The sequence below is a fragment of the Cryobacterium sp. TMT1-62 genome (genome assembly GCF_004403145.1).
Taxonomy (GTDB): domain Bacteria; phylum Actinomycetota; class Actinomycetes; order Actinomycetales; family Microbacteriaceae; genus Cryobacterium; species Cryobacterium sandaracinum.
The window spans coordinates 1-22,796 of sequence record NZ_SOGZ01000031.1; the positions used below are offsets into that span (position 1 = coordinate 1).

The following is a 22,796-nucleotide window of genomic DNA, read 5'->3' on the forward strand; positions in this document are numbered from 1 at the left end:
TTTGAAACTGACAGAACAAATCATTACTGACTTGCTTTGTTGTTTAAATGTTTTCCAAAGGAATCTCTTCCGCGGTACCCCCTAGAAAGGAGCCCTACGGCCGAGGTTTTTGGCATTTGACATTGTGCACGCTGTTGAGTTCTCAAGGATCGGACGCACTCGACTTCAAACCCCACAGGGGCTGTCGCTTCGAGGCAACCTGTAAAACTTACCCACCCGACTAATCTCTGTCAAATCACGGAAAGCAGCCGATTCCGAGTGCGCCAAAGCGACTCGAAATCATCTACATACGCGACCTGACGACCAGCCGAAGAGAGATATTATTTTGGTTTAAACCCGAACATTCCCTAGTCGGGAGGATATTCGAGAAGAAACTAAATCTTCGTCCCACTTGAGGCCGGGAAGCTCTGCGGCTTTCCGCACCTGTGGGGTGACTAGAGAGACATTACGGTGAATTCTGGGGGTGCGCAACTCCCTCCCGCATCCCGGGCGTGTCGGCTCCGGCGCCCTGGCGGAAGCCCCCAGGTGCGGGCCTCACGGCGGTCCGGCGCGTCTCAGCGTCCGGTCGAGACCGTGACGGTGAACTTGGCGTTCCGACCGACCTGGTGTGTCGGCCCGACCAATCGCGTCAGCGCGGGGCGATAACCGAGGTGGGTGTTCCACACACTCCACAGTTCACCACCGGGCTGCAACACTCGTCCGGCATCCTCGAACAGTTTCAGGGCTATGCCGGCATGGACCGACGAGCCGATGTGAAAGGGCGGGTTCAGCACAATCAGTTCGGCCGAGGCATCCGGTTGGCTCTGGAGCGCGTCATCCCGCACGACCGTGACCCGGTCGGCGAGCGCATTGGCCACCATGGTGGCCCGCGCGGAGGCGACGGCCGCGGCCGACTGGTCGGTGGCGGTCACCCGCAGGGCGGGACGGCGTCGGGCGAGGGTGGCGGCGAGCACCCCGGTGCCGCAGCCGAGGTCGATGGCGCTCCGAGCATCCGTTTTCATCCGATCAAGGAACTCAAGCAGGTAGCGCGTTCCGATATCGACGGTCGCGCCGGCAAACGCAGCCCCGTGGGCGCAGATCGTGAGTCCCAGGTCGGCGTGCTCCACAGAATTCGGCCAGGTGGACACCGTCGGCTGAGTTGCGGAGGCAGTCGGAGCCGCTGCCCTGAGTACCCGCGACTTTTGCCGGGCCGACGAGACCTGCAGCTCGCCGAAGTGCCGGCGGAGCACCGCGTTCATGGTCGGCGTCATGTGCTTGATGCGTCCGCCGGCGATCACCACCACATCCGGTGCCGCGAAACGACGGATGGCGTCGGCGAACTCATCGAGCGCCGTCAGACTGCGCGGCAGCTGGATCAGTACCACCCGCGCGTTCGTCAGCAGTTCTTCGCCCAGGATGAGGGAGCGGTAGGAATCGGCGAGTCCAGCGTCGGCCGCATTCAGGGTGAGGGCCAACTCCCCAGAGAGGACATCCTGGTGCACCCGGATTCCCCGGGCCCCGGCCAGTGCGGCCGCGCCCAGGGTGAGAGCGCCATAGCGGTCCTCGATCACCACGACCTCGCCGGATCCTGCCTCGGCCAGCACGCCGGCCGCCTCGTCGAGGATCAGGCGGTCGCTCGCATCCACGGCGAAGAGATTGTCCGCTTCCACGTCGGGGAAACGCCTCAGGCGGTCAAAGGAAAAATCAGGCATTGCCTCAGGCTAGCCCGCAGGTGCGGCTACTTCTCGTCGCCGATCGGGCGGGAACCCAGGGGGCGCCAGATCACGATCTGGTTGGACCGGCGCGTGCGCGTACCGGCCCGCATCGAGATGACCTCACCGGCCGAGCCGGCCGCGAAGACGCGGCGGCCCGGACGGTTGAGCAGTTCATCGGCCAGCGCAGACTCCAATTCGCGCAGCCGCGATTCGAGCGTGCGCACGTGGTCCTCGAGGTCAATGATGCGACGGATCCCTTCCAGGCTCACACCCTCGGCACCGAGCTCCGCGATCTCGCGGAGCTTGGCCACATCCCGCATCGAGTACCGGCGAGACCGACCGGGGGTGCGGTCGGGACTCACCAGCCCCAGGCGATCGTATTGGCGCAGCGTTTGCGGGTGCATGCCCGCAAGCTCGGCGGCCATCGAGATTACGAAAACCCGGGTGTTCTCGTCCACCGTCAGTCTCTCGCCTTCGCGAGGAGTTCGTCGCGCGGATTCTCCTTCGGCAGTGCTTCCGCGAAGGCCGCGAGTTTCTCTTCGGCGTCCTTCGACAGATGAGACGGAACGGCAACCTGAACCTCCGCCAGCAGGTCCCCGGTGCCCTTGGGCGTCACGACGCCACGCCCCTTGACGCGCAGCACGCGCCCGCTCGGGGTGCCCGGGGCGATGCGCAGTTTGACCGGCGCTCCGCCCAACGTCGGCACCTCGATAGTGGCGCCGAGCGCGGCCTCGACGAACGTGACCGGAACGGAGACCCGCAGGTTCAGCCCATCGCGTTCGAAGACCGGGTGCTTGCGCACGTTCACCGTGAGTACGATGTCGCCGGACTCGCCGCCGTCAGGGCTGTGCTGCCCCTGGCCGCGGAGCTTGATCTTCTGCCCGTCGGCCACCCCGGCCGGGATCTTCACCTTGATGGCGCGGCCATCCTGCGTTTGCAGGGTGATCTGGTCACCGTGCGTGGCCGTGATGAAGTCGACCGTTGTCGACGCGATCACGTCGCGGCCGCGAGTCGGCCCGCCGTAGCCGCGGAACCCGCCGCTCGAGGTGCCGAAACCGCCGCCACCCTGACCGCGGCCGAACATGCCGCCGAGGAGGTCGTCGAAACCGCCCTGCTCATAGGAGTAGCCGGGCTGTTGTTGCCGCGCGCCCCCACCGAACATGCCTCCGAAGACATCATCGAAGCCTCCGGCCTGCCCGCCACCGGGGCGCGGGGCGGTGAAGCGGGCCCCACCGCCCATCGCGCGCACAGCATCGTATTCCTTGCGTTGGGCAGGGTCACCGATCACCGAGTGTGCCTCGCTGATCTCCTTGAACGTCGCCTCGGCCGCAGGGTTGCCCGGATTGGAGTCCGGGTGATACGTGCGGGCGAGCTTGCGATAGGCCTTCTTCAGCTCGGCCGGGGTGACGTCCTTTGACACACCCAGGACCTTGTAAAAGTCCTTATCGAACCAGTCCTGGCTAGCCATCGCTCGGTACCTGCACGACGACCTTGGCCACGCGCAGGAGCGACGAGCCGAGGAAGTAGCCGGTCTCGATCACGTCACCGACGGTCTCCGACTCGATGCCCGCGGTGGGCAGCTGGAAGATCGCCTCGTGGATGGTCGGATCGAACGGTTCGCCGACCGTGCCGAAGGACTTCACGCCCAGGCGCTCGACGCTCCCCCGCAGTTTCGCGGCGATCGTGCTGAACGCCGAGTCTTCGACCAGGTCGCCGTGCTTCTCAGCGCGGTCGAGATCGTCGAGCACGGGAATCAGGCCCTTTACGACATCCACGGTGACGCGCTCACGCTCGACCTCGCGGTTGGCCTCGGTGCGGCGACGGTAGTTGGCGTACTCCGCGGTGACCCGCTTGAGGTCGGCGAGGTGCTCGCTCGTGGGCTCGTCGACTTCCCGCGTGGCGGCGTCCAGGATGTCTTGGACCGTCAGCTCGTCCTCTTCGATACCCTCGGCGGACGCCTCGTCGATGTCCTCGACACTCACACCTTCGGCTTCCGCCTCGGCGTCGGTCCCGGGGGCACCCTCAGTGGATGCCCCCTCGTCAAACGGCTCGTCGCCAGGACGCTTGTTGTCGTCTGCCATTACTTCTTGGCCTCGTCTTCGTCGTCGACGACCTCGGCGTCAACCACGTCTTCGTCGGAGCCGGCCGCGTCGGCGGTCGGCTCGGAGTCGGTTGGGGCACCGGCCGCGGCATCCGCCTGGCTGGTCTTGTAGATGGCCTCGCCGAGCTTGCCCTGGCTCTCGTTGAGCTTGTCGAAGGCCGTCTTCACGGCCGCATCGTCGTCGCCGACGAGAGCGGCCTTGAGGGCGTCGACGTCGGCCTGAACCTCGGACTTCACGTCCTCGGGCAGCTTCTCGTCGTTCTCCTTGATCAGCTTCTCGATCGAGTAAGCGAGCTGCTCCGCCGTGTTGCGGGTCTCGGCTGCCTCGCGACGGCGCTTGTCCTCGGCGGCGTGCTCTTCGCCCTCGCGCACCATGCGCTCGATGTCTTCCTTCGCGAGCGAAGATCCGCCCGTGATGGTCATCGACTGTTCCTTGCCGGTGCCCTTGTCTTTGGCAGACACGTGCACGATGCCGTTGGCGTCGAGATCGAAGGTAACCTCAACCTGCGGGATGCCGCGCGGGGCCGGCGCGATGCCGGTCAGCTCGAACGTGCCGAGGTTCTTGTTGTCGCGGGTGAACTCGCGCTCGCCTTGGAAGACCTGGATCGCGACGGACGGCTGGTTGTCGTCGGCTGTGGTGAAGGTCTCGCTGCGCTTGGTCGGGATGGCCGTGTTGCGCTCGATCAGGCGCGTCATGATGCCGCCCTTGGTCTCGATGCCGAGGCTCAGCGGGGTGACGTCGATGAGCAGGACATCTTTGCGCTCACCCTTCAGCACGCCGGCCTGCAGTGCGGCGCCAACGGCGACGACCTCGTCCGGGTTGACGCCCTTGTTCGGGTCCTTGCCACCGGTCTCGGCCTTGACGAGCTCGTACACGGCGGGCATGCGGGTGGAGCCACCGACGAGAACGACGTGGGCGATATCTTCCACCTTGACCCCGGCTTCACGGATGACGTCCTGAAACGGCTTCTTCGTGCGGTCGAGCAGGTCTTCGGTCATCTTCTCGAACTGGGCGCGGGTGAGCGTCTCGTCGAGGTTGGCCGGGCCATTCTCGGTCAGGGAGAGGTACGGCAGCTGGATGCTCGTCGACATGCTGCTCGAGAGTTCCTTCTTGGCCTGCTCGGCGGCTTCCTTGAGGCGCTGCTTGGCGATCTTGTCCTTGGAGACGTCGACGCCGGTGGTTTCCTTGAACTTCTTGATCAGGTGATCGACGATGCGCTGATCCCAGTCGTCGCCGCCGAGGCGGTTGTCACCGGCAGTCGACCGCACCTGAATGGTGGAGAAGTCGTCGTCCTTGCCTACCTCGAGGAGGGAGACGTCGAAGGTTCCGCCGCCGAGGTCGAAGACCAGGATGAGCTCGTCTTCTTTGCCACGGTCGAGGCCGTAGGCGAGTGCGGCCGCGGTCGGCTCGTTGATAATACGCAGCACGTTAAGGCCGGAGATCTCGCCGGCCTCCTTGGTGGCCTGCCGCTCGGCATCATTGAAGTACGCGGGAACGGTGATGACGGCATCCGTCACCTTGTCGCCCAGGTACGCCTCGGCATCGCGCTTGAGCTTGGCCAGGATGCGGGCCGAAACTTCCTGCGGGGTGAACTTCTTGTCGTCGATGGCGACATTCCAGTCGGTGCCCATGTGGCGCTTGACCGACGCGATGGTGCGGTCGACGTTGGTGACGGCCTGGCGCTTGGCGGTCTCGCCGACCAGCACCTCGCCGTCTTTGGTGAAGGCGACGACGGACGGCGTGGTCCGGAAGCCTTCGGCGTTTGCGATGACGGTGGGTTCTCCACCTTCGAGGACGGCCACCACAGAGTTGGTGGTTCCGAGGTCGATGCCTACTGCACGGGCCATGTGTGCGTTCTCCTTTAAAGTATGTTCTCAGCTCGATTTCACAGAGTTGAGTGGTGCTGGCTCAAGTGTGCCAGTGTCCCAAATCGAAAGTCAAGCCACGCACCTGAGAGTTGAGCGTGAACGACTCAACTTTGAGATTTCGTGCAATCGATGGTCTCCGGCCACCCACATCCACTAGCCTCAGCGCATGACCGGGATCGCGGAGCAGGGCAGCACGGATGCCCGGGAGCTGCCAGACAAAACGAGCAGACGCCGCGTAGTGGCCTGGAGCTTCTGGGACTGGGGCTCTGCCGCGTTTAATGCGGTGGTCACCACCTTCGTCTTCACCGTCTACATCACGGGCAGCTCGTTCGGCGACAAAGACGTCATTTCCGCCCAGCTCGGTTGGGCCCTCGCCATCGCCGGCTTGCTGGTAGCGGTGCTGGCCCCGATCACCGGACAGCGCTCGGACACCTCCGGGCGGCGCAAGCTGTGGCTCGGCGTCAACACGTTCATCGTGGTGGGCCTCACCGCGGCGATGTTCTTCGTGGAGGCGTCACCGAGCTTCCTGCTGCTCGGCCTCGTTCTGGTGGCCGCCGGCAACGTCTTCTTCGAGTTCGCCAGCGTCAACTACAACGCCATGTTGTCCCAGGTCTCGACCGCGCGCACCATCGGCAGGGTCAGCGGTTTCGGTTGGGGCATGGGCTACATCGGCGGCATCGTGCTGCTGCTCATCGTGTACTTCGGTTTCATCAGCCCCGACGTGGGTCTGTTCGGGGTGACCAGCGAGAACGGCCTCTCGGTGCGGGTCACGATGCTCATCGCGGCCGCCTGGTTCGGCCTGTTCGCCCTGCCGGTGCTGTTCTCGGTTCCCGAATACCGTTCTCCCGTTGCGGTGCGCCGGCCCCGGGTGAGCTTCCTCCGTTCCTACGTCGTGCTCGGGCAGGACATCATTCGGCTCTGGAAGACCAGCCGCCAGACGGTGTACTTCCTGATCGCGAGCGCGATCTTCCGCGACGGCCTGGCCGGGGTTTTCACCTTCGGCGGGGTGCTCGCGGCATCCGTCTTCGGATTCTCACCCGGCGAGGTGATCATCTTCGCTATCGCCGCCAATGTCGTGGCGGGCGTGGCCACCATCATCGCCGGCGCGCTTGACGACCGGGTCGGCGCAAAGCCGATCATCGTGACCGCTCTGATCGGCCTGATCGTGTTCGGCAGCATCGTATTCCTGCTGCACGACGGCGGTCAGATCGTGTTCTGGACCGCCGGCCTCGCCTTGACGCTCTTCGTCGGGCCGGCCCAGTCGGCCAGCCGCACCTTCCTGGCACGCCTGATCCCGGCCGGCCGGGAGGGTGAGGTCTTCGGGCTCTACGCCACGACGGGCCGCGCGGTGAGCTTTCTGGCGCCGACCATGTTCGCCCTGACGGTGACGATCTTCGGCGAAACCTATTGGGGCATCCTCGGACTTATGTTGGTTTTGCTCGTGGGGCTGCTTCTCCTGCTTCCGGTGAAGGCCCGCCAGGACCAGATTGGCTAACGGATGCGGGTGGCCTCGTTGTGCTCGACCAGCACCCAGGTGGAACCCTCGTCGTTGGAGACCCAGCCCTCCCAGGCGTAGGCGTCAGGTGTGATCGAGACGAAGTTCCAGCGGATCGGGCGGCCGTCGGTGCCCGTGCCGTCCTGGCGCAGGCCGTTGCGGTGGGGGGTCGCCACGAGGTGGCAGTACTCGCCGGATGCCGGGGCGAAATAGCTGACCCGCCACACGCCGGCGTAGGAATCATAGACTCGCACGGCCGTGGCGACGGTCTCGAAGCCGGTCGGGTGCGAGTCGCTCACGACGACCTCGACGTCTTGCACCGCACGCCCGTCGAGCACGAAGTCGACGATCCAGGTGAATTCGCGCCCGGTCCATTCGCCGGTCGTCTCGTCGAGGAGGGACCCGGTGGCGGCCCAGGCGCCGACCAGCTGGCCGAAGCGGCGCATCCGCCCCGGGTAGTCGGGTGTCGGTCCCGGCGCGACGAGCGCCTCGGCAAAGCTGGGCACGGATGTGGTCATGGGCCGATTTTACCGGGCGCGTGTTGCATGCGTGTGAACCGGGCTACTCGGCTCCGGTGGTCGATCCCATCGAGGCCTCCCGCACATCCGTGCAGTGGAAGTTCTGGAACGACCGCGACGCGGTCGGCCCGCGCTGGCCCTGGTAGCGGGAGCTGTATTCGCTTGAGCCGTAGGGACGTTCGGCGGGCGAACTCAGCCGGAAGAAGCAGAGCTGACCGATCTTCATGCCGGGCCACAGCTTGATCGGCAGGGTGGCGACGTTGCTCAACTCGAGCGTCACGTGGCCGGTGAAACCGGGATCGATGAAGCCGGCGGTCGAGTGGGTGAGCAGGCCGAGCCGGCCGAGCGAGCTCTTGCCCTCCAGCCGCGCGGCGACGTCGTCGGGCAGGGTGACCTTCTCGTAGGTGGACCCGAGTACGAACTCACCGGGGTGCAGGATGAACGGTTCGCCCGCGGCGGTCTCGATCAACCGGGTCAGATCGGGCTGGTCTTCGGCCGGATCGATATAGGGGTACTTGTGGTTGTCGAAAAGGCGGAAGAAGCCGTCGAGTCGCACGTCGATACTCGACGGCTGAATCATGTCGGCCTGGTACGGCTCCAGACGGATTCGTTCCGCGTTGATTTCAGCCTTGATTTCGCGATCCGAGAGCAGCACGGTTCCAGCCTAACGGCGCGGACTTGATATGCTGGCACGGTTCCGTTCCGGGCTTGCCTGCGCGACGGACATGCGGATGTAGTTCAATGGTAGAACTTCAGCTTCCCAAGCTGATAGCGCGGGTTCGATTCCCGTCATCCGCTCACTTGTCATATTTCCCGGTCCTGTGATGCGGCTCGGTGATGCGGCTCTGTGCTGCCCCACGTCGGCGGCCTCCGGTATCGTCGAGACTATGACCGACCCGACACTGCGTATGCCGAACACCGTGCTGCGGGTGGTGCTCGACCTCGGCGTGCTGCCCCTGGACATCCCCCCGCTGCCCCCGCGTTTCCGGCACCCGGAATTCGACGCGGACTGGGACGACGAGGAGCAGGTCGCCGGCATCTTCCTCGGCTTCGACGACGGAGAGTTCCACCTGGACATCCTGGAAGAAGGAGTCGAGTACCACTTCCACAACGCGGACGGGTCTTCGAGCGATGACAGTCCGTGGCCGGCCGCCGACACCCAGGCCCTCGTCGACTGGGCGACCGGCTTCGTGCTGCACGTTGCACCGCGCCTCCCGGATCTGCTGGAAGACTCGGATGAGGCCGCCGAATGGCACCATGTGGGGCTGCCGGTGTACTCCCGCGATTACGGGCCGGTCCCGCTCGAAATCATCGACGTGGAGTTGGAGGGCGAGCAGCTGATGCTCCCCTGGCTCGGGTCCGGCCACATCGCCGACGATCACCTCGACGGATCTGACCACCCGATCGCGCTCCTCTGGAATCCGGAGCACGAAGATCCGGATATCCCGATCGCACGGGTGTGGCTGAACCCGAAGACCGGGGAACCGACAGCGCGCGCGGAAGCAGGGGTGGACTGGTCGGCCGTGGGGCTCACCAAAGCGGAAGTCCTGTCATGGGCGGAGAGCCTGTACCTGAACAATCACGTGATCGGCGATCCGGCCCAGATGATCATGCGAGCCGCACTGGAACGCATGGCAGGGCTCGACCGCTAGCTGAGTGAGTCCCAACCCGTTGGGTTGCATGACTCCCGATAGCTCCGATCCGACAGCCCCCGTGGACTTTGTTCCTCAGCGGCGGAGCGCCGGGTCCGTCGCCGCACCAATTCGACGGAGATTCCCGTATATGGGACCATTTTTTCGGGTTTCCGGGCCGTTTCGGGCAAAAACTCCGTCGAATTCGTTCGGGCCGGCGTTGCCGGCAGCGAGCGCGCCCTCGCCGCGGCGAAAACGGGCGACGAACCCGCTGCGATCGCGGATGCCGCGGACGCCGCGGACGCCCTCACCCTCGCAAAAACCCGGCTCGATTCGGTGCTCGCGGCTCGCGACACCACGGCCGAGACATCCGCCCTGCGGTCCGCCGAACAGCAGGCGACGAGCGCGCGTGACGCGCTCGCCACGGCGAACGAGGCCACCATGACCTATCTGCCGGCATGCGAAATCCTGTACCTGCCGGGTCTCCCCCGCCGGGTCGACGAGGTCACCGTATCCCGCGGCACCTCGATCACGGGCTCCGTGATGCGCGTCTCCGGTGCCACGATCCAGATCAACGCCTCCGCCTCGGCGAGCGATGCCAAACTCATGAAGGTCGGCAACGCCGCCGTGCTCTCGATGCAGGACGATTCCGAGCACGGCGCCACCGTGACATCCGTCGCCGTGGCCGAGGCTAAAGAGGGAACGGATGCGGCGAGCGGACGCTTCACCATCCTGCTCACGCCCGACGACCTCACACCCGGGCAGCTCCAGAGCATCCAGGGCAGCAACCTGCGGGTCACCATCCCGGTCAGCTCCACCGACGGGGAGGTGCTCGCTGTGCCGTTGGCCGCGCTTACCGCCGGCCCGGGCGGGGAATCCCGGGTCGAGGTGTCGACCGGATACGGAAAAAAGACCGTGCTGGTCGAGGTGAGCGCCGGGCTCGCGGCTGACGGTTACGTCGAGGTGCAGGCGGTCGACGGTTCCCTCGAGGAAGGGGACCTCGTCGTGGCCGGGCGATGAGCCGACCGGCCGTCGTGGAGCTCATCGACGTCACCCGCTCCTTCCCCGGCCCGCCCGAGGTCCAGGCGCTCACATCAATCAACCTGCGGGTAGAGAAGCAGGACTACCTCTCGATCGTCGGGCCGAGCGGGTCGGGCAAGTCGACCATGCTCAACATCCTCGGCCTGCTCGACCGACCGAGCGTCGGCGAGTACTACCTCGACGGAGCGCTCACGGGTCTGGCCGGCGAGGCGGAACGCGCGGCGCTGCGGGGCGGCAAGATCGGCTTCGTGTTCCAGGCCTTCCACCTCATGCCGCACCGCTCGGTGTGCGATAATGTGCTGCTGGCCACGATCTACAGCAAAGTTCCGCGCGCCGACCGCGAATGACGGGCCCGCGCCGCCCTGCACCGGGTGCACCTGGACCACCGGATCGACTTCCTGCCCGGCACTCTCTTCGGCGGCGAGCGCCAGCGGGTCGCGGTCGCGCGGGCCGTGGTGGCCTCGCCCCAGCTGCTGTTGGCCGACGAGCCGACCGGCAACCTCGACGCCTCCACCTCCAGGGAGGTCATGGACCTGTTAGAGGAGCTGAACGCCGGCGGCCTCACGCTCATCGTCATCACCCACGACCGGGCCGTGGCGGATCGCGCCGGGCGCACCATCAGCATCACCGACGGCCGCGTGAGCGAAACAACATGAAATTGCGGATGCCGAACCGCCGTCGAGCGACCAGCGCTCCGGCCCCGGTAAGCGACGGTGACCGCGGGGCCGCGCCGGCCATCACCCGCGCCGACCGGTTCTCGGTGCAGGACCTCATCGTCGAGGCGGGCTATGGCATCGGGGCGCGCCCCACCCGCCTGATCATGACCACGCTCGGGACCACGATCAGAATCGCCTCCCTGGTGGTGACAATCGGATTCGCCCAGACGGCAGCCGGCCAGATCGTCCGCCAATTCGACGCGGTCGCGGCCACCCAGGTCGTGATCGAGCCGGGGAGCACCGACGGGATGAACGGCTCGGAGCGCGCGACCGGGCGACTGCCTTGGGATGCCCCGGACCGGGTCAGCCGCCTGGCCGGGGTGGAGCTGGCCGGCCTCGTCAGCGAGGTGCCCCTCGATGCCGTGACCATTACCGCGGTGCCGGTAAACGACCCGTCGGAACCGGCAACCCTGGGCCCATCGCTGATGGCCACCTTCCCCGGACTGCTCGACGCGGTTCGCGGCAACATCGTGACCGGCCGGTACTTCGACACCAGCCACGATGCCAGGGCCGATCGGGTGGCGGTGCTCGGTTCGCGCGCGGCTGAGCGCCTGGGCATCAACCGCGTCGACAGCCAGCCCTCCATCTTCATCGGCGACTCCTCATATACCGTGATCGGCATCATCGATGGGATGGAGCGACGCTCCGACCTGCTCGACGCGGTGGTCGTGCCGATGGGCACCGCGCGCGCCGACTTCGGCCTGACCGGCCCGGATGAACTGCAGATCCGGATCGCTCTCGGCGCCGGCAAAGTGGTCGCGGAACAGGCTCCGCTCGCCCTGGACCCCAACGCTGCGCAGAACTTCGAGGTACAGGCCCCGTCGGCTAGGTCCGCCCTGCGCGAGAACGTGCAGGCCGACGTGAACGTCATCTCCCTGATTCTCGGCGTGCTCGCACTCGTCGCGGGCGGACTGGGGATCGCGAACGTCACTCTGCTGTCGGTGATGGGAAGGGTGGGCGAGATCGGGCTGCGCCGGGCCTTGGGCGCCACCAAGCGCAACATCTCGAGCCAGTTCATGGTCGAATCCGTGGTCATCGGCCTACTCGGCGGCCTGATCGGAGCCGCACTCGGGGTCTTCGCGGTGGTGATCATGTCGCCTATTCAGCAGTGGGCGCCGGTCGTCGACCCCTGGCTCGCAGCCGGGTCGGCGCTGCTCGGGGCCGTCGTCGGCCTTGCCACCGGGGTCTACCCCGCCCTGAAGGCGTCGAATATCGAGCCGATCGTCGCCCTGCGCGGGGGCAACTGACGCACCCTGTCGGCCCCGCCTCGCATCAGCCGCGCGCCTCGTCGGCGACGAGCGCGAGCTCCACGAACGCGCGCACGGCAGCCGACGCGCGCCGCTTGCGCGAGGCCGCCAGGTACACCGTGAAATCGGGCAGATTCGCCACGGGAAGCCGGTGCACGTCGAGCGCGTCGTGGGCGGTGAATTCGGGCAACAGGGCCACTCCGAGGCCGTTGGTCACGTATTCGGCGGCCGTTCCGATATCGGAGACCTCGATCATCACCCGCCGCTCGAGGCCGGCAGCGGTGAAGGCATCGTCCACGATCTGACGGCTGGCGTAGCCGGGCGGCAGATCGATGAACTCCTCCGGCACGAGGTCGCCCAGGCCCACGGCCGACGCGGAGGCGAGCCGGTGGCCTTTCGGCACCACCAGCACCATCGGCGACGAAGCGATCGGCACGGCTGAGAGCGCCGTCGGCGCCGGGCCGCTGAGGGCGAGGAAGGCCAGGTCGAGTTCGCCCGAGACGAGCTCGTCGACCAGCCCGGCCGACCCCCGCCGGGCCGCGCGCAGCCGCACGCCGACGCCCGGATGGCCGGCGCGGAAGAGACCGAGCAGCCGAGGCACATTGACGAGCGTGACCGAGGTCATCAGCCCGATCACGATGGACCCGGTGATGGCGCGGGTGGTGTCCTGGGCGGCGTCGCGCACCTCGTTCACGGCGTCGAGGGCGTCGCGCACCTTCGGAAGCAGCAGTTCGCCAGTCGTAGTGAGCCTGATCTGGCGGCGGCTGCGATCGAACAGTTCGACGCCCAATTCGCTTTCGAGCGATCGAATGCCGGCCGAGACGGCTGACTGGGCGATGGTGAGCCGGTCCCCGGCGCGCGTGAAGCTCAACTCACCGGCGACGGCGCTGAAGAATTCGAGCTGTCTCAATTCCATGGGCCTAAGCATCTCATTTTCAGATCGTTTGCATCGCTACTCGGCGTTGCTTGTTATTGAATGTGCAGCGACGATGGAGGGGAGGCCGATTCAGAACGGCGATCCGGGAGGCATCACAATGACCACTACTTCACCGCTCCAGAGCGACGACGACACAACCGAGACCACGCTCGTGCGCTCTGACGCCGGCACCCCCGCTCCGTCCACCCGCTCCGCCGAACGCGTGGTGGAATGCCTGAAGGCATACGGCGTGCAGTGGGTCTTCGGCGTTCCCGGCGCCAAGATCGACCCGGTCTATGACGCTCTCATCGACGATGGACCCGAGGTGATCGTGGTGCGTCACGAGCAGAATGCGGCCTTCATGGCCGCGGCCGTCGGGCGTCTGAGCGGCCAGCCGGGCGTCGTCCTGGTGACGAGCGGCCCAGGCACCTCCAACCTCGCGACGGGCCTGCTGACGGCGACGACCGAAGGCGACCCGGTGGTCGCCCTCTGCGGCGCGGTTCCGCGCGCAGACCGGTTGAAGCGTACCCACCAGACAATGGATGCCGTGGGCATGCTGTCCGCCGTGACCAAGTCCGCCGGCGAGGTGAGTGTCGCCGACAACGTGCCGGAAGCAATCGCGAACGCGTTCCGCGAGGCAACCCAGGAGCCCAAGGGCGCCGCCGCGGTTGTTCTCCCCTACGACGTGCTCACGGACTCGACGACCGTGTCGATGACGCATCCGCACTGGGTGCCGCAGCTGGGCGCCGCACCCTCCAAGAGCGTGCAGCGCGCTGCCGCCCTGCTGAAGGATGCGCAGTTCCCGGTCATCCTTGCCGGCGCGCGGTCCGGCTCGGACCAGGCCGTCGCGGCGCTGCACCGCCTGCTGGGCGTCGCCGGACTGCCCGTCGTTGAGACGTTCCAGGCCGCGGGAGTCATCTCGCACGAGCTCGAAGAGCATTACCTCGGACGCGTGGGCCTGTTCCGCAACCAGCCCGGGGACATCCTTCTGCACAAGGCCGACGTGATCCTGACCGTCGGCTACGACTTCGTCGAGTACGAACCGTCGAAGTGGAACAAAGACCACCTGCGCGTGATCATCCACCTGGACGAACTCTCCGCCGACCTCGACGACTACTACCGCCCCACGCTCGAACTGCGCGGCGACGTCGCCGAGACCCTCGACGCCCTCGCCCGCCAGATCAACGGGCTGTCGATGCCGGTCGCCGCCGCGGCCGAGGTAGCCGAGCAGCGCGCCCGCCTCGCGCACGCCGACCAGCCCACCGGTCGCCGGGACGAGTCCGAGGGCGTGCACCCGGCCGACCTCACCCTGATGATGCGCGAACTGCTCCCGGATGACACGACGGTGCTCTGCGACGTGGGCTCCCACTACATCTACATGGCCCGGCACTTCCGCACCTACCACCCGCGCACCCTGCTGTTCTCGAACGGCCAGCAGACCCTGGGCGTGGCCCTGCCCTGGGCGATCGCCGCGACCCTGGTGCGCCCGGGCACACCAGTCGTGTCCGTGTCGGGCGACGGCGGTTTTCTCTACTCCGCCATGGAGCTGGAGACGGCCGTGCGGCTCGGCTCGACGTTCACCCACATCATTTTCAACGACGGCACCTACGACATGGTGGCGTTCCAGCAGATGGGCAAATACGGGCGCACCTCCGGCGTGCAGCTGGGCGATTACGACGCCGTCGCCTATGCCGAATCATTCGGCGCCCACGGCCACCGGGTAACGCACCTCGACGACTTCGCCGGCATCCTGGCGCAGGCCCTTGCCGAACCCGGCCCGAGCATCATCGACGTGCACGTCGACTACCGCAACAATAGAGATGACCTGATGGCCGATCTGGAAAGCGATGTGCTGCAATGAGCAAATTCACTGTCACCCGACACGAAATTTTCCAGACGAGCCTGATGAGCGCGCTGCTCGACGGCGTCTACGAAGACGAGATGACCGTGCGCGACCTGCTCGGCCGCGGCAGTTTCGGACTCGGCACGTTCAACGGACTGGACGGTGAAATGCTGATCATCGACGGCATCTGCTACCAGTTGCGGGCCGACGGCGGGGTGTCGAAGGCCGACCTGGGCGCGCACACGCCCTACGCCGTCGTCACGAATTTCGTGCCTCATATCGAGAGCCAATTGCCGAAGAACATCGTGCGCGCGGAGGCGTCAACGTTCATCGACAAGCTGACGGCGTCGCAGAACTACATGTACGCCCTGCGCATCGACGGCGACTTCGAGTGGATCCGGATGCGCACGGTCGTCAAGCAGGAGAAGCCCTACCGCCCCATGGTGGAGGCAACCGACGAGGACGCGATCATTGAGTTGCACGACGTCTCGGGCGTCGTGGCTGGCTTCCGCACCCCGCTCTACGAGCAGGGGATCGGCGTGCCCGGCTGCCACACGCATTTCCTGACCGACGACCGCACGGCCGGCGGCCACGTGCTCGACTTCAAGCTGCGCTCCGGCACCGCTGCCCTGTGCCTCGGCACCGACCTGCGCTTGCAGCTGCCGCTGACGGATGCCTTCAAGAACGCCAACCTGTCCCCCGACGACCTCGAGTGGCAGATCCAGAAGACCGAAATGCACCGGTAGCCGAGCGATCCGAATCGGTTGGTTGTGTCGCTCTCGAAAGATCACAGCTCAGCGCACCGAGTGAATGCTGCTCATCACAGGTGACTCCCTGCCCGGCGTCCAGCCAATTCGACGGAGATTCTGGTGCAAATCGGCTTCTTCTCAGGATTTACGGCCATTTTTGGGCAAAATCTCGGCTCTCCGTCGAATTCGTCCGGGGTACGGGGTGGAGCGGCTGATGGAGGTGCGAAGCGCGCACACGCTGCCGCTTATCCGGCGCGCGTTGTGGCCAATTCAGGAGATCCGTCCGGCCGGGCCGAACATCCGCCCCGGTTCCGCACTGGTCCGTGGCGGCCGATGGACTTGGCTGACGGATGTCCTGAGTTGGCCACATGTGTCGGCTCGGCCGGGCCTAACCCACGCATGAGGGCAGCGCGACCGCCATCACGGTGAGCGCGAAGGTGCGGGGTATCCGTCTGCTGGATGGTGTGGGCGACCACGACATCGACTGCAAGGTGGACGCATTCGGCTCAATGCGGCTGAAGTCCAGCGTGGTGAAGAAGGTCCAGCCCCGAACCGCCCGCTAAGGGGACCGTCAGCGTCCGGAATCCAGCCCTGCCCGACGGTTCGACATCAGCGCCGCCAGATCGGTGTTCACCAGAACCCGCACCCGTTCCGCCCGCCGCTGCGCGTAGTCGGGCTCCCGGCGGTCGACAACCTGTTCGACCAGCCGGGCGGCGAGCGCGGCGCCGATTTCCTCGCTGGCGTCCGTGCGGGCCCGCTTAAGCAGGTCGGCGACCTGCTCGTCGTCGGCGGCCACGGCCCGTAGGGCACCGGCGAGCTTCAGGTGCACACTCCGTCGCAAGGCCAGCTGGCGCACGTGGAGCCTGTCATCGTCGGTGATCTCGAATGCGCTCCGCTGCCGGCCCAGGACTTTCCGCTGCCGGCCGACACGCTCGGCATCTTCCTCGTTCTGCGTCGCCAGCCGGACCAATTCGGAGCGGACGGCCGCGGTGTAATCGGCATCGGCGAAGTCGCGGTGCTCACGCAGCGCCCCCACGATGATGTGGTTCTTCACGGCCATGCGCGCCGCGGAGAGCCCGATGAGAACGCCCTCGTCGACAATCCGCTCAAAGGAGGCCATGGCGATACCCTACGCCCCACGTGCCCACGGGGGTCTCATGGGCTGCATGACGGCAGGAACCGAAGCCTCGACACGCTGGCCCACCATCCCCAAGAATGTTCGCGCCCTCACGGTGCCGCCCAACCTCGTCAACTATGACGAGACCTGCGCCGCCTTCACCTGGGACGAGGCCCGCCACGCTCTTTCGGGGCTGCCCGGCGATCGGGGGCTCAACATCGCCTACGAGGCGGTTGACCGGCATGCCGCCGGTGCCAGGGCCGCTCACGAGGCCCTGTGCTTCGTGCGCGGCGACGGCAAGACCCACTCCCTGAGCTATGCAGAGCTCGCCGAGCAGACCGGCCGCTTCGCCAGCGTGCTGCGGGGCCTAGGCATCGGGCGGGGCGACCGGGTCTTCTCCCTCCTCGGCCGCGTTCCCGCGCTCTACGTCGCGGTGCTCGGCACGTTCAAGAATGCCAGCGTCTTCTGCCCGCTGTTCTCCGCCTTCGGGCCGGAGCCGGTACGCCGACGGCTCCAGCTCGGCGGCGGCCGGGCCCTGGTCACAACGCGGGCGCTGTACCGCAAGAAGGTGGCGCCGATCCGGGTCCAGCTGCCGGACCCGCGGCATGTGTTGCTGGTCGACGCCGACGGCCATCCGGACCCGGGCAAGCTCGATCTGGCGGCCCAGCTGCGGGAGACCCCGCCCTACATCGAGATCGCCGCCACCCAGAGCTAGGACATGGCTCTGCTGCGCTTCACGAGCGGCACCACCGGCACCCCGAAGGGTGCCATCCACGTGCACGACGCCGTGACCGCGCACGACGCGACCGGCCGGTTCGCCCTCGACCTGCACCCCGGTGATGTCTACTGGTGTACCGCCGACCCCGACTGGGTCACGGGCACCTCCTACGGCATCATCGCTCCGCTGGTGCACGGCGTGACCGCCATCGTCGACGAGGAGGAGCTGGACGCGGACCGGTGGTACCGGGTGCTCGCCGAGCAGCGCGTGACCGTCTGGTACACGGCGCCGACCGCCCTGCGAATGCTTATGAAAGCCGGCTCAGACCGGGCCGCCGGCCACGACCTGTCCACGCTGAGGTTCGTGGCCAGCGTGGGTGAGCCGCTCAACCCGGAGGTCGTGGTGTGGGGCCAGGAGACGTTCGGGCAACTTGTGCACAACAACTGGTGGCAGACCGAGACCGGCGGGATCATGATCGCGAACTACGCGGCCACGCCCATCCGCCCCGGCTCGATGGGGCGGCCTTTGCCCGGCGTCGAGGCAGCGCTGGGCGCCCGCGACCAGCAGAGTGCGCCGCTGATGCGGGGCGGCGAGGTCGTGCTGGTGACCGAACTGGATGCCCTGAGCGAGCTGGCACTGCGGCCCGGCTGGCCGTCGATGTTCCGCGGGTATCTGGGTGAGGAGGAACGTTACCGACGAACTTTCGCCGGCGGCTAGTACCTCACCGGCGACCTCGCCCGACGGGATTCCGACGAGTACTTTTGGTTTGTCGGCCGCGGAGACGACCTCATCAAGTCGTCCGGGCACCTGATCGGGCCCTTCGAGATGGAGAGCTCGCTGATGGAGCACGAGGCGGTGGCGGAGGCCGGCGTGATCGGCATCCCGGATCCGGTTGACGGCGAGGTGGTCAAGGCCTTCGTGGAACTAAAGACAGGGTGAGAGCCCAGCGAGGCCCTGCAGCTGGACATTATCGGCTTCGCCCGCGGCCTGCTGCACCAGATGCTGCGGGTGCGGCGGTTCGAGGAGAAGTGCGCCGAGCTGTACAGCGCCGCATAGATCCGCGGGTTCATGCACGTCTGCATCGGCGAAGAGGCGGTGGCAGCCGGCGTTCTGGTGACGCTCGAACCGGAGGACGCCGTCGTGGCGACCAACCGCGAACACGGCCACGCGCTGCTGCGAGGGGTCGCCGCCGGCGCAATCCTGGCCGAGATGTACGGATTCGAACAGGGATGCTGCCGGGGCCGCAGCGGGTCCATGCACCTTTTCGACGCGGCCACCCGGTTCTTCGGGGGCAACGCCATCGTCGCCGGCGGTCTTCCTCTCGCCATCGGTCTGGCTCTGGCCGACAAGATGGCGGGCCGTTCCCGCGTCACCGCCTGCTTCTTCGGCGAGGGCGCCGTCGAGGAAGCCACTCGGCGCGCCGTCGCCGCCGTGAGAGCCGGCGCCGGACCGCACTTCCTCGAGCTCCGCACGTACAGCTTCCGGGCACACTCGATGATCGACCCCGTGCGCTACCGCGAGAAGGCCGAGGTGGCCCAGGGGCTGGAGCGCGACCCGATCGACCTGCTGCGCGCCGCGCTGGAGGCCGCCGGCGAGCTCCCCGAGCGCATGTGGGCCGACCTGCAGGCATCCGTGGACACCGAGGTGCAGGCCGCCGTCGACTTCGCCGAGGCAGGCACCGCGGAACCGGTCGAAAACCTCACCCGCCACGTGTATACCGAGAGAGACGTCACCGAGCAGGAACGATCATGAAACGGATGCCGAGATGAAAACCACCTATCGCGAGGCCATGCGGGCGGCCATCCGGGAGGCGATGGCGCGCGATGACCGGGTGTTCATGATGGGAGAAGACGTCGGGGCCTACGGCGGCTGCTTCGCGGTGAGCCTGGGTCTGCTAGAGGAATTCAGGCCCGAACGCATCCGGGACACCCCGCTTTCGGAAACCGGGTTCGAGGCGGCCGGGATCGGCGCGGCCCTGGGCGGGATGCGCCCGATCGTCGAGATCATGACCGTCAACCCCAGTCTGCTCGCCCTCGGCCAGATCATGAACAACGCGGCGACCCTGTCCTACATGTCGGGCGGGCAGTTCAGTGTGCCCGTGGTGATCCGCATGACCACCGGCGCCGGGCGCCAGCTGGCCGCCCAACACTCGCACGGCCTCGAGAGCTGGTACGCACACATCCCGGGCCTGCGTATCCTCACCCCGTCGTCCCTGGCCGACGCCCGCGGGATGCTGTGGAGCGCCCTGCAAGACCCTGACCCGGTGCTGATCTTCGAGCCTGGTTCGCTCTACAACACTGCCGGCGAGCTCGACGATGACGCCGGCGCGGTCGACATCGACACCGCAGTCGTGATCGACGAAGGTTGGCGCAGCGGCAGCATCTCGGCCGAGATCAGCGCCCGCATCACCGAAACAGCCTTCTTCGACCTGGATTCTCCGGTCGGCCGGGTCTGCAGCGCCGAGGTGCCGCTGCCCTACGCCCGGCACCTGGAGCAGGCCGCCCCGCCGTCGGCCGCACGCGTCATCGCCGCCGCCCGGGAGGCGGTGGGCACCCGTGGGTGAGTTCCGGATGCCGGCGCTCGGCGCGGACACGGAGCAGGGCAGCGTGGTGGAGTGGCTGGTCAAGCCGGGCGACTGCGTGCATCGCGGCGACATGGTCGCCGTCGTCGACACCGAGAAGGCGGACATCGACGTGGAGTCGTTCGAGGAGGGCGTGGTCGCCGAGCTGCTCGTCGAGGTCGGCACGACCGTTCTGGTCGGCGCACCACTCGCCCGGATCACCCAGACCCCGGCGGCCGAGGTCGAGCCCACGGTGCCGACCACGTCCGCGCCGGCCCCGGCGCTCGCCCGGGCGGTCCCGGTGCCGGGCTTCGTGTCTCCCCCTATGCGCCAGCTTGCACACCGGCTCGGCATCGACACCGACGCGTTGCACGGAACCGGGAAGCACGGCGCCCTCACCCGGGCCGACGTGGAGCAGGCCGCAGCCGCGCTGTCGACCGCCGAACAACCGCCTGCCCGGCACCGGCCGCCTGCCGAACAACCGTCTGCCCCGGCAGTAACCCCGCTGACGGTCCGCCGGGTGCGGTCCTCCCCGCTCGTGCGGCGCGTCGCCAAGAGTCTCGGCGTGGACCTGGCAGTCGTGCCGGGCACCGGCGCCGGGGGCGCCGTCACCGAGGCCGACGTGCGCAACGTCACCACCGCGCCACCCGTCGCAGAACCGGCCGCCGCACCAGTGATCGCACCAACCGCCGGGCCAACCGCCGCTCCAACGGATGCCGCCGAGCGGGCCGCGGGCCTGCTCCGCGCCATCGGGTCGCTGATGGCGCGCTCGAAGAAGACCATCCCGCACTACTACCTGAGCACCACCCGGGATTTGCGGGCGGCACTGGCCTGGATGGAGCAGTACAACTCCGCCCGCCCGATCGCTGAGCGGCTCGTGCCGGCCGCCCTGCTCCCGAAGGCCTCCGCGCTGGCCGCCAGGGACGTCCCCGAGGTCAACGGCTTCTTCACCGAGGGTTCCTTCCAACCGAGCGCCGCAGTGCACCTGAGCGTAGCCGTGGCAGTGCGCCGGGGTGGCCTGGTTGCCCCCGCGCCGCACGACGCGGACACCCTGCCGCTGGAGGTGCTGATGAAACAGCTGCGGGACCTGGTGAGCCGGGCGCGCGGCGGGCGATTCCTCGCCCGGATCGACGAACTGTTGCAGAACCCGGAGGAGCTATGACCGAACAGACCGAACAGGAGGCCCGAGCGGCAGTGTATGCGGCCATCCGCCAGGTGGCGCCGAATGTCGACACCGACGATCTCGACGAGGGCGCGCGATTGCGCCAGGATCTGGAACTCGACTCGCTGGACTTCTTGCGGCTGATAAAGACGATCCACGAGGCGACAGGCGTTGACATCCCCGAGCGCGACTACGCGGTTGTCACAACGGTGCGAGTCCTGATCACCTATGTCGCCCTGCACGGTTGATTCAGTTCTCGAGCATTATTCGGTTTCTTCCCGGCAGAGTCAAGGCCCTCGACGCAGTCCCGCCCAGGATATGTACTGATGTTCCAGCCCGAACTGGAGGAACCCATGACCATTACCGCACATGCATCATCCGTTGCCACGTATAACCGTGCAGCGACGGACGCGTTCGGCGACTACCTGAGAAAAATTGGCAGCGTTTCGCTCCTCACCGCCGAGGACGAGGTCGACCTGGCCAGACGCATCGAAGTCGGCCTGTTCGCCGAGCAACGCAGCGAGCAGGGCGAAATTGAACCCTCTCTCCTCCGCGAGCTGGCCTGGCTTGCCCATGACGGCCGCCGCGCGAAGAACCACTTCATCGAAGCGAATCTGCGCCTGGTGGTCAGCATCGCCAAGCACTACTCCGGACGCGGAATGCCCATCATGGACCTCGTGCAGGACGGCAACATCGGCCTCGTCCGCGCCGTCGAAAAATACGACTTCATGACCGGCTACAAATTCTCCACCTACGCCACCTGGTGGATCCGCCAAGCCATCCACCGCGGCATGGCCGACAAATCCCGCATGATCCGCATCCCCGTGCACACCGCGGAGAAGCTCAACAAGATCAAGCGCATCCGCCGAGACCTCACCAGCACCCTCGACCGCGAACCCACCGTGGCGGAGCTCTCCGAGGCCTCGCAGATCCTGCCGGCCGATGTGATGCGCCTGCTGCGCTATGACAACGAGCCGATGTCCCTGCAGTCGCCGGTGGGCGATGGTCTCGGCGACATCTCCGAGCTGATCATCGACGACGACCTCCCCCAGCCCGAGGAGCATGCCGTGCTCACCATGCGGGCTTCGGACATCGTTTTCTACATGAGTGCCCTGCCGCCGCGGGAGCGGTCGATCCTGATGTCCCGGTTCGGTCTCGACGGGGGCGCGCCCCAAACGCTGGACCAGATCGCCGTCGTTCAGGGCGTGACCCGGGAACGGGTGCGCCAGATCGAGAAGCGCGCACTGGCCCTGCTGAAGGTGCCGTGCCTGGAACAGTACCTGCGCGATTGACCGCCTCTGGGCGGGGACCTGACCGGCTGACGCAGCGGCCGACGCGACTCGAGAAGTCACGTCAGCCGCTGTGGTCACTCCCCCTGCTCATCCATGGCGCCCAGTGGTTCCGGTCGAAGGCGATGTC

At 67.0% G+C, this 22,796-nt stretch carries 21 protein-coding genes, 1 tRNA gene and 3 pseudogenes; 16 read left to right on the plus strand and 9 right to left on the minus strand.

The features are described from left to right. Positions 1-554: 554 nt before the first annotated feature. Genes E3T34_RS08160 through dnaK form a run of 5 tightly spaced genes read right to left on the minus strand, consistent with a single transcriptional unit; the run spans position 555 to position 5,643 of the window. Positions 555-1,691, minus strand: a complete 1,137-nt coding sequence (locus E3T34_RS08160; RefSeq protein ID WP_104099723.1) for a class I SAM-dependent methyltransferase — start codon at positions 1,689-1,691, stop codon at positions 555-557. 26 nt (positions 1,692-1,717) lie between these two features. Further along, entirely contained in the window at positions 1,718-2,152 is a 435-nt protein-coding gene (locus E3T34_RS08165) for a heat shock protein transcriptional repressor HspR (protein ID WP_104099724.1), read from the minus strand. 2 nt (positions 2,153-2,154) lie between these two features. Continuing rightward, positions 2,155-3,162: a DnaJ C-terminal domain-containing protein gene (locus tag E3T34_RS08170; protein WP_104099725.1), complete on the minus strand. Its 1,008-nt coding sequence runs from the start codon at positions 3,160-3,162 to the stop codon at positions 2,155-2,157. After that, on the minus strand, positions 3,155-3,775 hold the full coding sequence (locus E3T34_RS08175) for a nucleotide exchange factor GrpE (RefSeq protein WP_104099726.1): 621 nt from the start codon (positions 3,773-3,775) through the stop codon (positions 3,155-3,157). The genes E3T34_RS08170 and E3T34_RS08175 overlap by 8 nt, the downstream gene beginning before the upstream one ends. Beyond that, positions 3,775-5,643, minus strand: coding sequence for a molecular chaperone DnaK (gene dnaK, locus E3T34_RS08180; protein ID WP_104099727.1), 1,869 nt, complete (start codon positions 5,641-5,643; stop codon positions 3,775-3,777). The genes E3T34_RS08175 and dnaK overlap by 1 nt, the downstream gene beginning before the upstream one ends. A 187-nt stretch (positions 5,644-5,830) precedes the next feature. Here dnaK and E3T34_RS08185 point away from each other — a divergent pair, with 187 nt between their 5' ends. Beyond that, positions 5,831-7,159, plus strand: a complete 1,329-nt coding sequence (locus E3T34_RS08185; RefSeq protein ID WP_134342699.1) for an MFS transporter — start codon at positions 5,831-5,833, stop codon at positions 7,157-7,159. On the opposite strand, the gene E3T34_RS08190 is transcribed toward E3T34_RS08185, so the two are convergent. Continuing rightward, on the minus strand, positions 7,156-7,677 hold the full coding sequence (locus E3T34_RS08190; protein WP_134342700.1) for a hypothetical protein: 522 nt from the start codon (positions 7,675-7,677) through the stop codon (positions 7,156-7,158). The genes E3T34_RS08185 and E3T34_RS08190 overlap by 4 nt on opposite strands. A gap of 43 nt (positions 7,678-7,720) precedes the next feature. Next, complete coding sequence (gene dcd, locus E3T34_RS08195) at positions 7,721-8,332, minus strand: dCTP deaminase (RefSeq protein ID WP_104099730.1); 612 nt, start codon at positions 8,330-8,332, stop codon at positions 7,721-7,723. Positions 8,333-8,404: 72 nt separating this feature from the next. On the opposite strand from dcd, the gene E3T34_RS08200 reads away from it, so the two are divergent. The 5 genes and pseudogenes from E3T34_RS08200 to E3T34_RS08220 all read left to right on the plus strand — a co-directional run bounded on the left by E3T34_RS08200 (position 8,405) and on the right by E3T34_RS08220 (position 12,312). Then, positions 8,405-8,475: transfer RNA gene (locus E3T34_RS08200), tRNA-Gly, on the plus strand. 89 nt (positions 8,476-8,564) lie between these two features. Beyond that, positions 8,565-9,329, plus strand: coding sequence for a hypothetical protein (locus E3T34_RS08205; RefSeq protein WP_134342701.1), 765 nt, complete (start codon positions 8,565-8,567; stop codon positions 9,327-9,329). 315 nt (positions 9,330-9,644) lie between these two features. Further along, positions 9,645-10,328 (plus strand): hypothetical protein, encoded by a 684-nt coding sequence (locus tag E3T34_RS08210; protein ID WP_134342702.1) that lies wholly within the window; start codon positions 9,645-9,647, stop codon positions 10,326-10,328. Further along, positions 10,325-11,005 (plus strand): annotated as a pseudogene (locus tag E3T34_RS08215) (ABC transporter ATP-binding protein). Before E3T34_RS08210 ends, E3T34_RS08215 begins: the two are co-directional and overlap by 4 nt. Positions 11,006-11,013: 8 nt before the next feature. Further along, positions 11,014-12,312 (plus strand): ABC transporter permease, encoded by a 1,299-nt coding sequence (locus E3T34_RS08220; RefSeq protein WP_166785864.1) that lies wholly within the window; start codon positions 11,014-11,016, stop codon positions 12,310-12,312. A 25-nt stretch (positions 12,313-12,337) separates the two neighbouring features. Here E3T34_RS08220 and E3T34_RS08225 read toward each other — a convergent pair whose 3' ends face one another. Then, the gene (locus E3T34_RS08225) at positions 12,338-13,228 is read right to left on the minus strand and encodes a LysR family transcriptional regulator (protein ID WP_104099734.1); all 891 of its coding nucleotides are present in this window, start codon (positions 13,226-13,228) and stop codon (positions 12,338-12,340) included. A gap of 118 nt (positions 13,229-13,346) precedes the next feature. On the opposite strand from E3T34_RS08225, the gene alsS reads away from it, so the two are divergent. The 3 genes and pseudogenes from alsS to E3T34_RS08240 all read left to right on the plus strand — a co-directional run. Then, positions 13,347-15,089 carry an acetolactate synthase AlsS gene (gene alsS / locus E3T34_RS08230; RefSeq protein ID WP_104099778.1) on the plus strand — a complete coding sequence of 581 codons (1,743 nt, stop codon included), beginning with the start codon at positions 13,347-13,349 and terminating at the stop codon, positions 15,087-15,089. After that, positions 15,086-15,817 carry an acetolactate decarboxylase gene (gene budA / locus E3T34_RS08235; protein WP_104099735.1) on the plus strand — a complete coding sequence of 244 codons (732 nt, stop codon included), beginning with the start codon at positions 15,086-15,088 and terminating at the stop codon, positions 15,815-15,817. Before alsS ends, budA begins: the two co-directional genes overlap by 4 nt. Positions 15,818-16,221: 404 nt before the next feature. Continuing rightward, positions 16,222-16,383 (plus strand): annotated as a pseudogene (locus E3T34_RS08240) (PhnA domain-containing protein); the annotation flags it as partial. A gap of 8 nt (positions 16,384-16,391) precedes the next feature. Here the strand turns inward: E3T34_RS08240 and E3T34_RS08245 are convergent. Further along, the gene (locus E3T34_RS08245) at positions 16,392-16,940 is read right to left on the minus strand and encodes a hypothetical protein (protein ID WP_104099736.1); all 549 of its coding nucleotides are present in this window, start codon (positions 16,938-16,940) and stop codon (positions 16,392-16,394) included. A 46-nt stretch (positions 16,941-16,986) separates the two neighbouring features. Here E3T34_RS08245 and E3T34_RS08250 point away from each other — a divergent pair. The 7 genes and pseudogenes from E3T34_RS08250 (at position 16,987) to E3T34_RS16060 (ending at position 22,669) form a co-directional block, all read left to right on the plus strand. Then, positions 16,987-18,372: pseudogene (locus E3T34_RS08250) on the plus strand (AMP-binding protein). A 108-nt stretch (positions 18,373-18,480) separates the two neighbouring features. Further along, complete coding sequence (locus tag E3T34_RS16935; RefSeq protein ID WP_338145489.1) at positions 18,481-18,594, plus strand: hypothetical protein; 114 nt, start codon at positions 18,481-18,483, stop codon at positions 18,592-18,594. Between the two features lie 129 nt (positions 18,595-18,723). After that, positions 18,724-19,407: a thiamine pyrophosphate-dependent enzyme gene (locus E3T34_RS08255; RefSeq protein ID WP_241977371.1), complete on the plus strand. Its 684-nt coding sequence runs from the start codon at positions 18,724-18,726 to the stop codon at positions 19,405-19,407. Positions 19,408-19,420: 13 nt separating this feature from the next. Then, positions 19,421-20,218, plus strand: a complete 798-nt coding sequence (locus E3T34_RS08260; protein WP_134342704.1) for an alpha-ketoacid dehydrogenase subunit beta — start codon at positions 19,421-19,423, stop codon at positions 20,216-20,218. After that, the gene (locus E3T34_RS08265; RefSeq protein WP_134342705.1) at positions 20,211-21,377 is read left to right on the plus strand and encodes an E3 binding domain-containing protein; all 1,167 of its coding nucleotides are present in this window, start codon (positions 20,211-20,213) and stop codon (positions 21,375-21,377) included. The genes E3T34_RS08260 and E3T34_RS08265 overlap by 8 nt, the downstream gene beginning before the upstream one ends. Then, positions 21,374-21,625, plus strand: coding sequence for an acyl carrier protein (locus tag E3T34_RS08270; protein ID WP_134342706.1), 252 nt, complete (start codon positions 21,374-21,376; stop codon positions 21,623-21,625). Before E3T34_RS08265 ends, E3T34_RS08270 begins: the two co-directional genes overlap by 4 nt. Before the next feature lie 105 nt (positions 21,626-21,730). After that, positions 21,731-22,669: an RNA polymerase sigma factor RpoD/SigA gene (locus E3T34_RS16060; RefSeq protein WP_104194766.1), complete on the plus strand. Its 939-nt coding sequence runs from the start codon at positions 21,731-21,733 to the stop codon at positions 22,667-22,669. Positions 22,670-22,796: the final 127 nt, after the last annotated feature.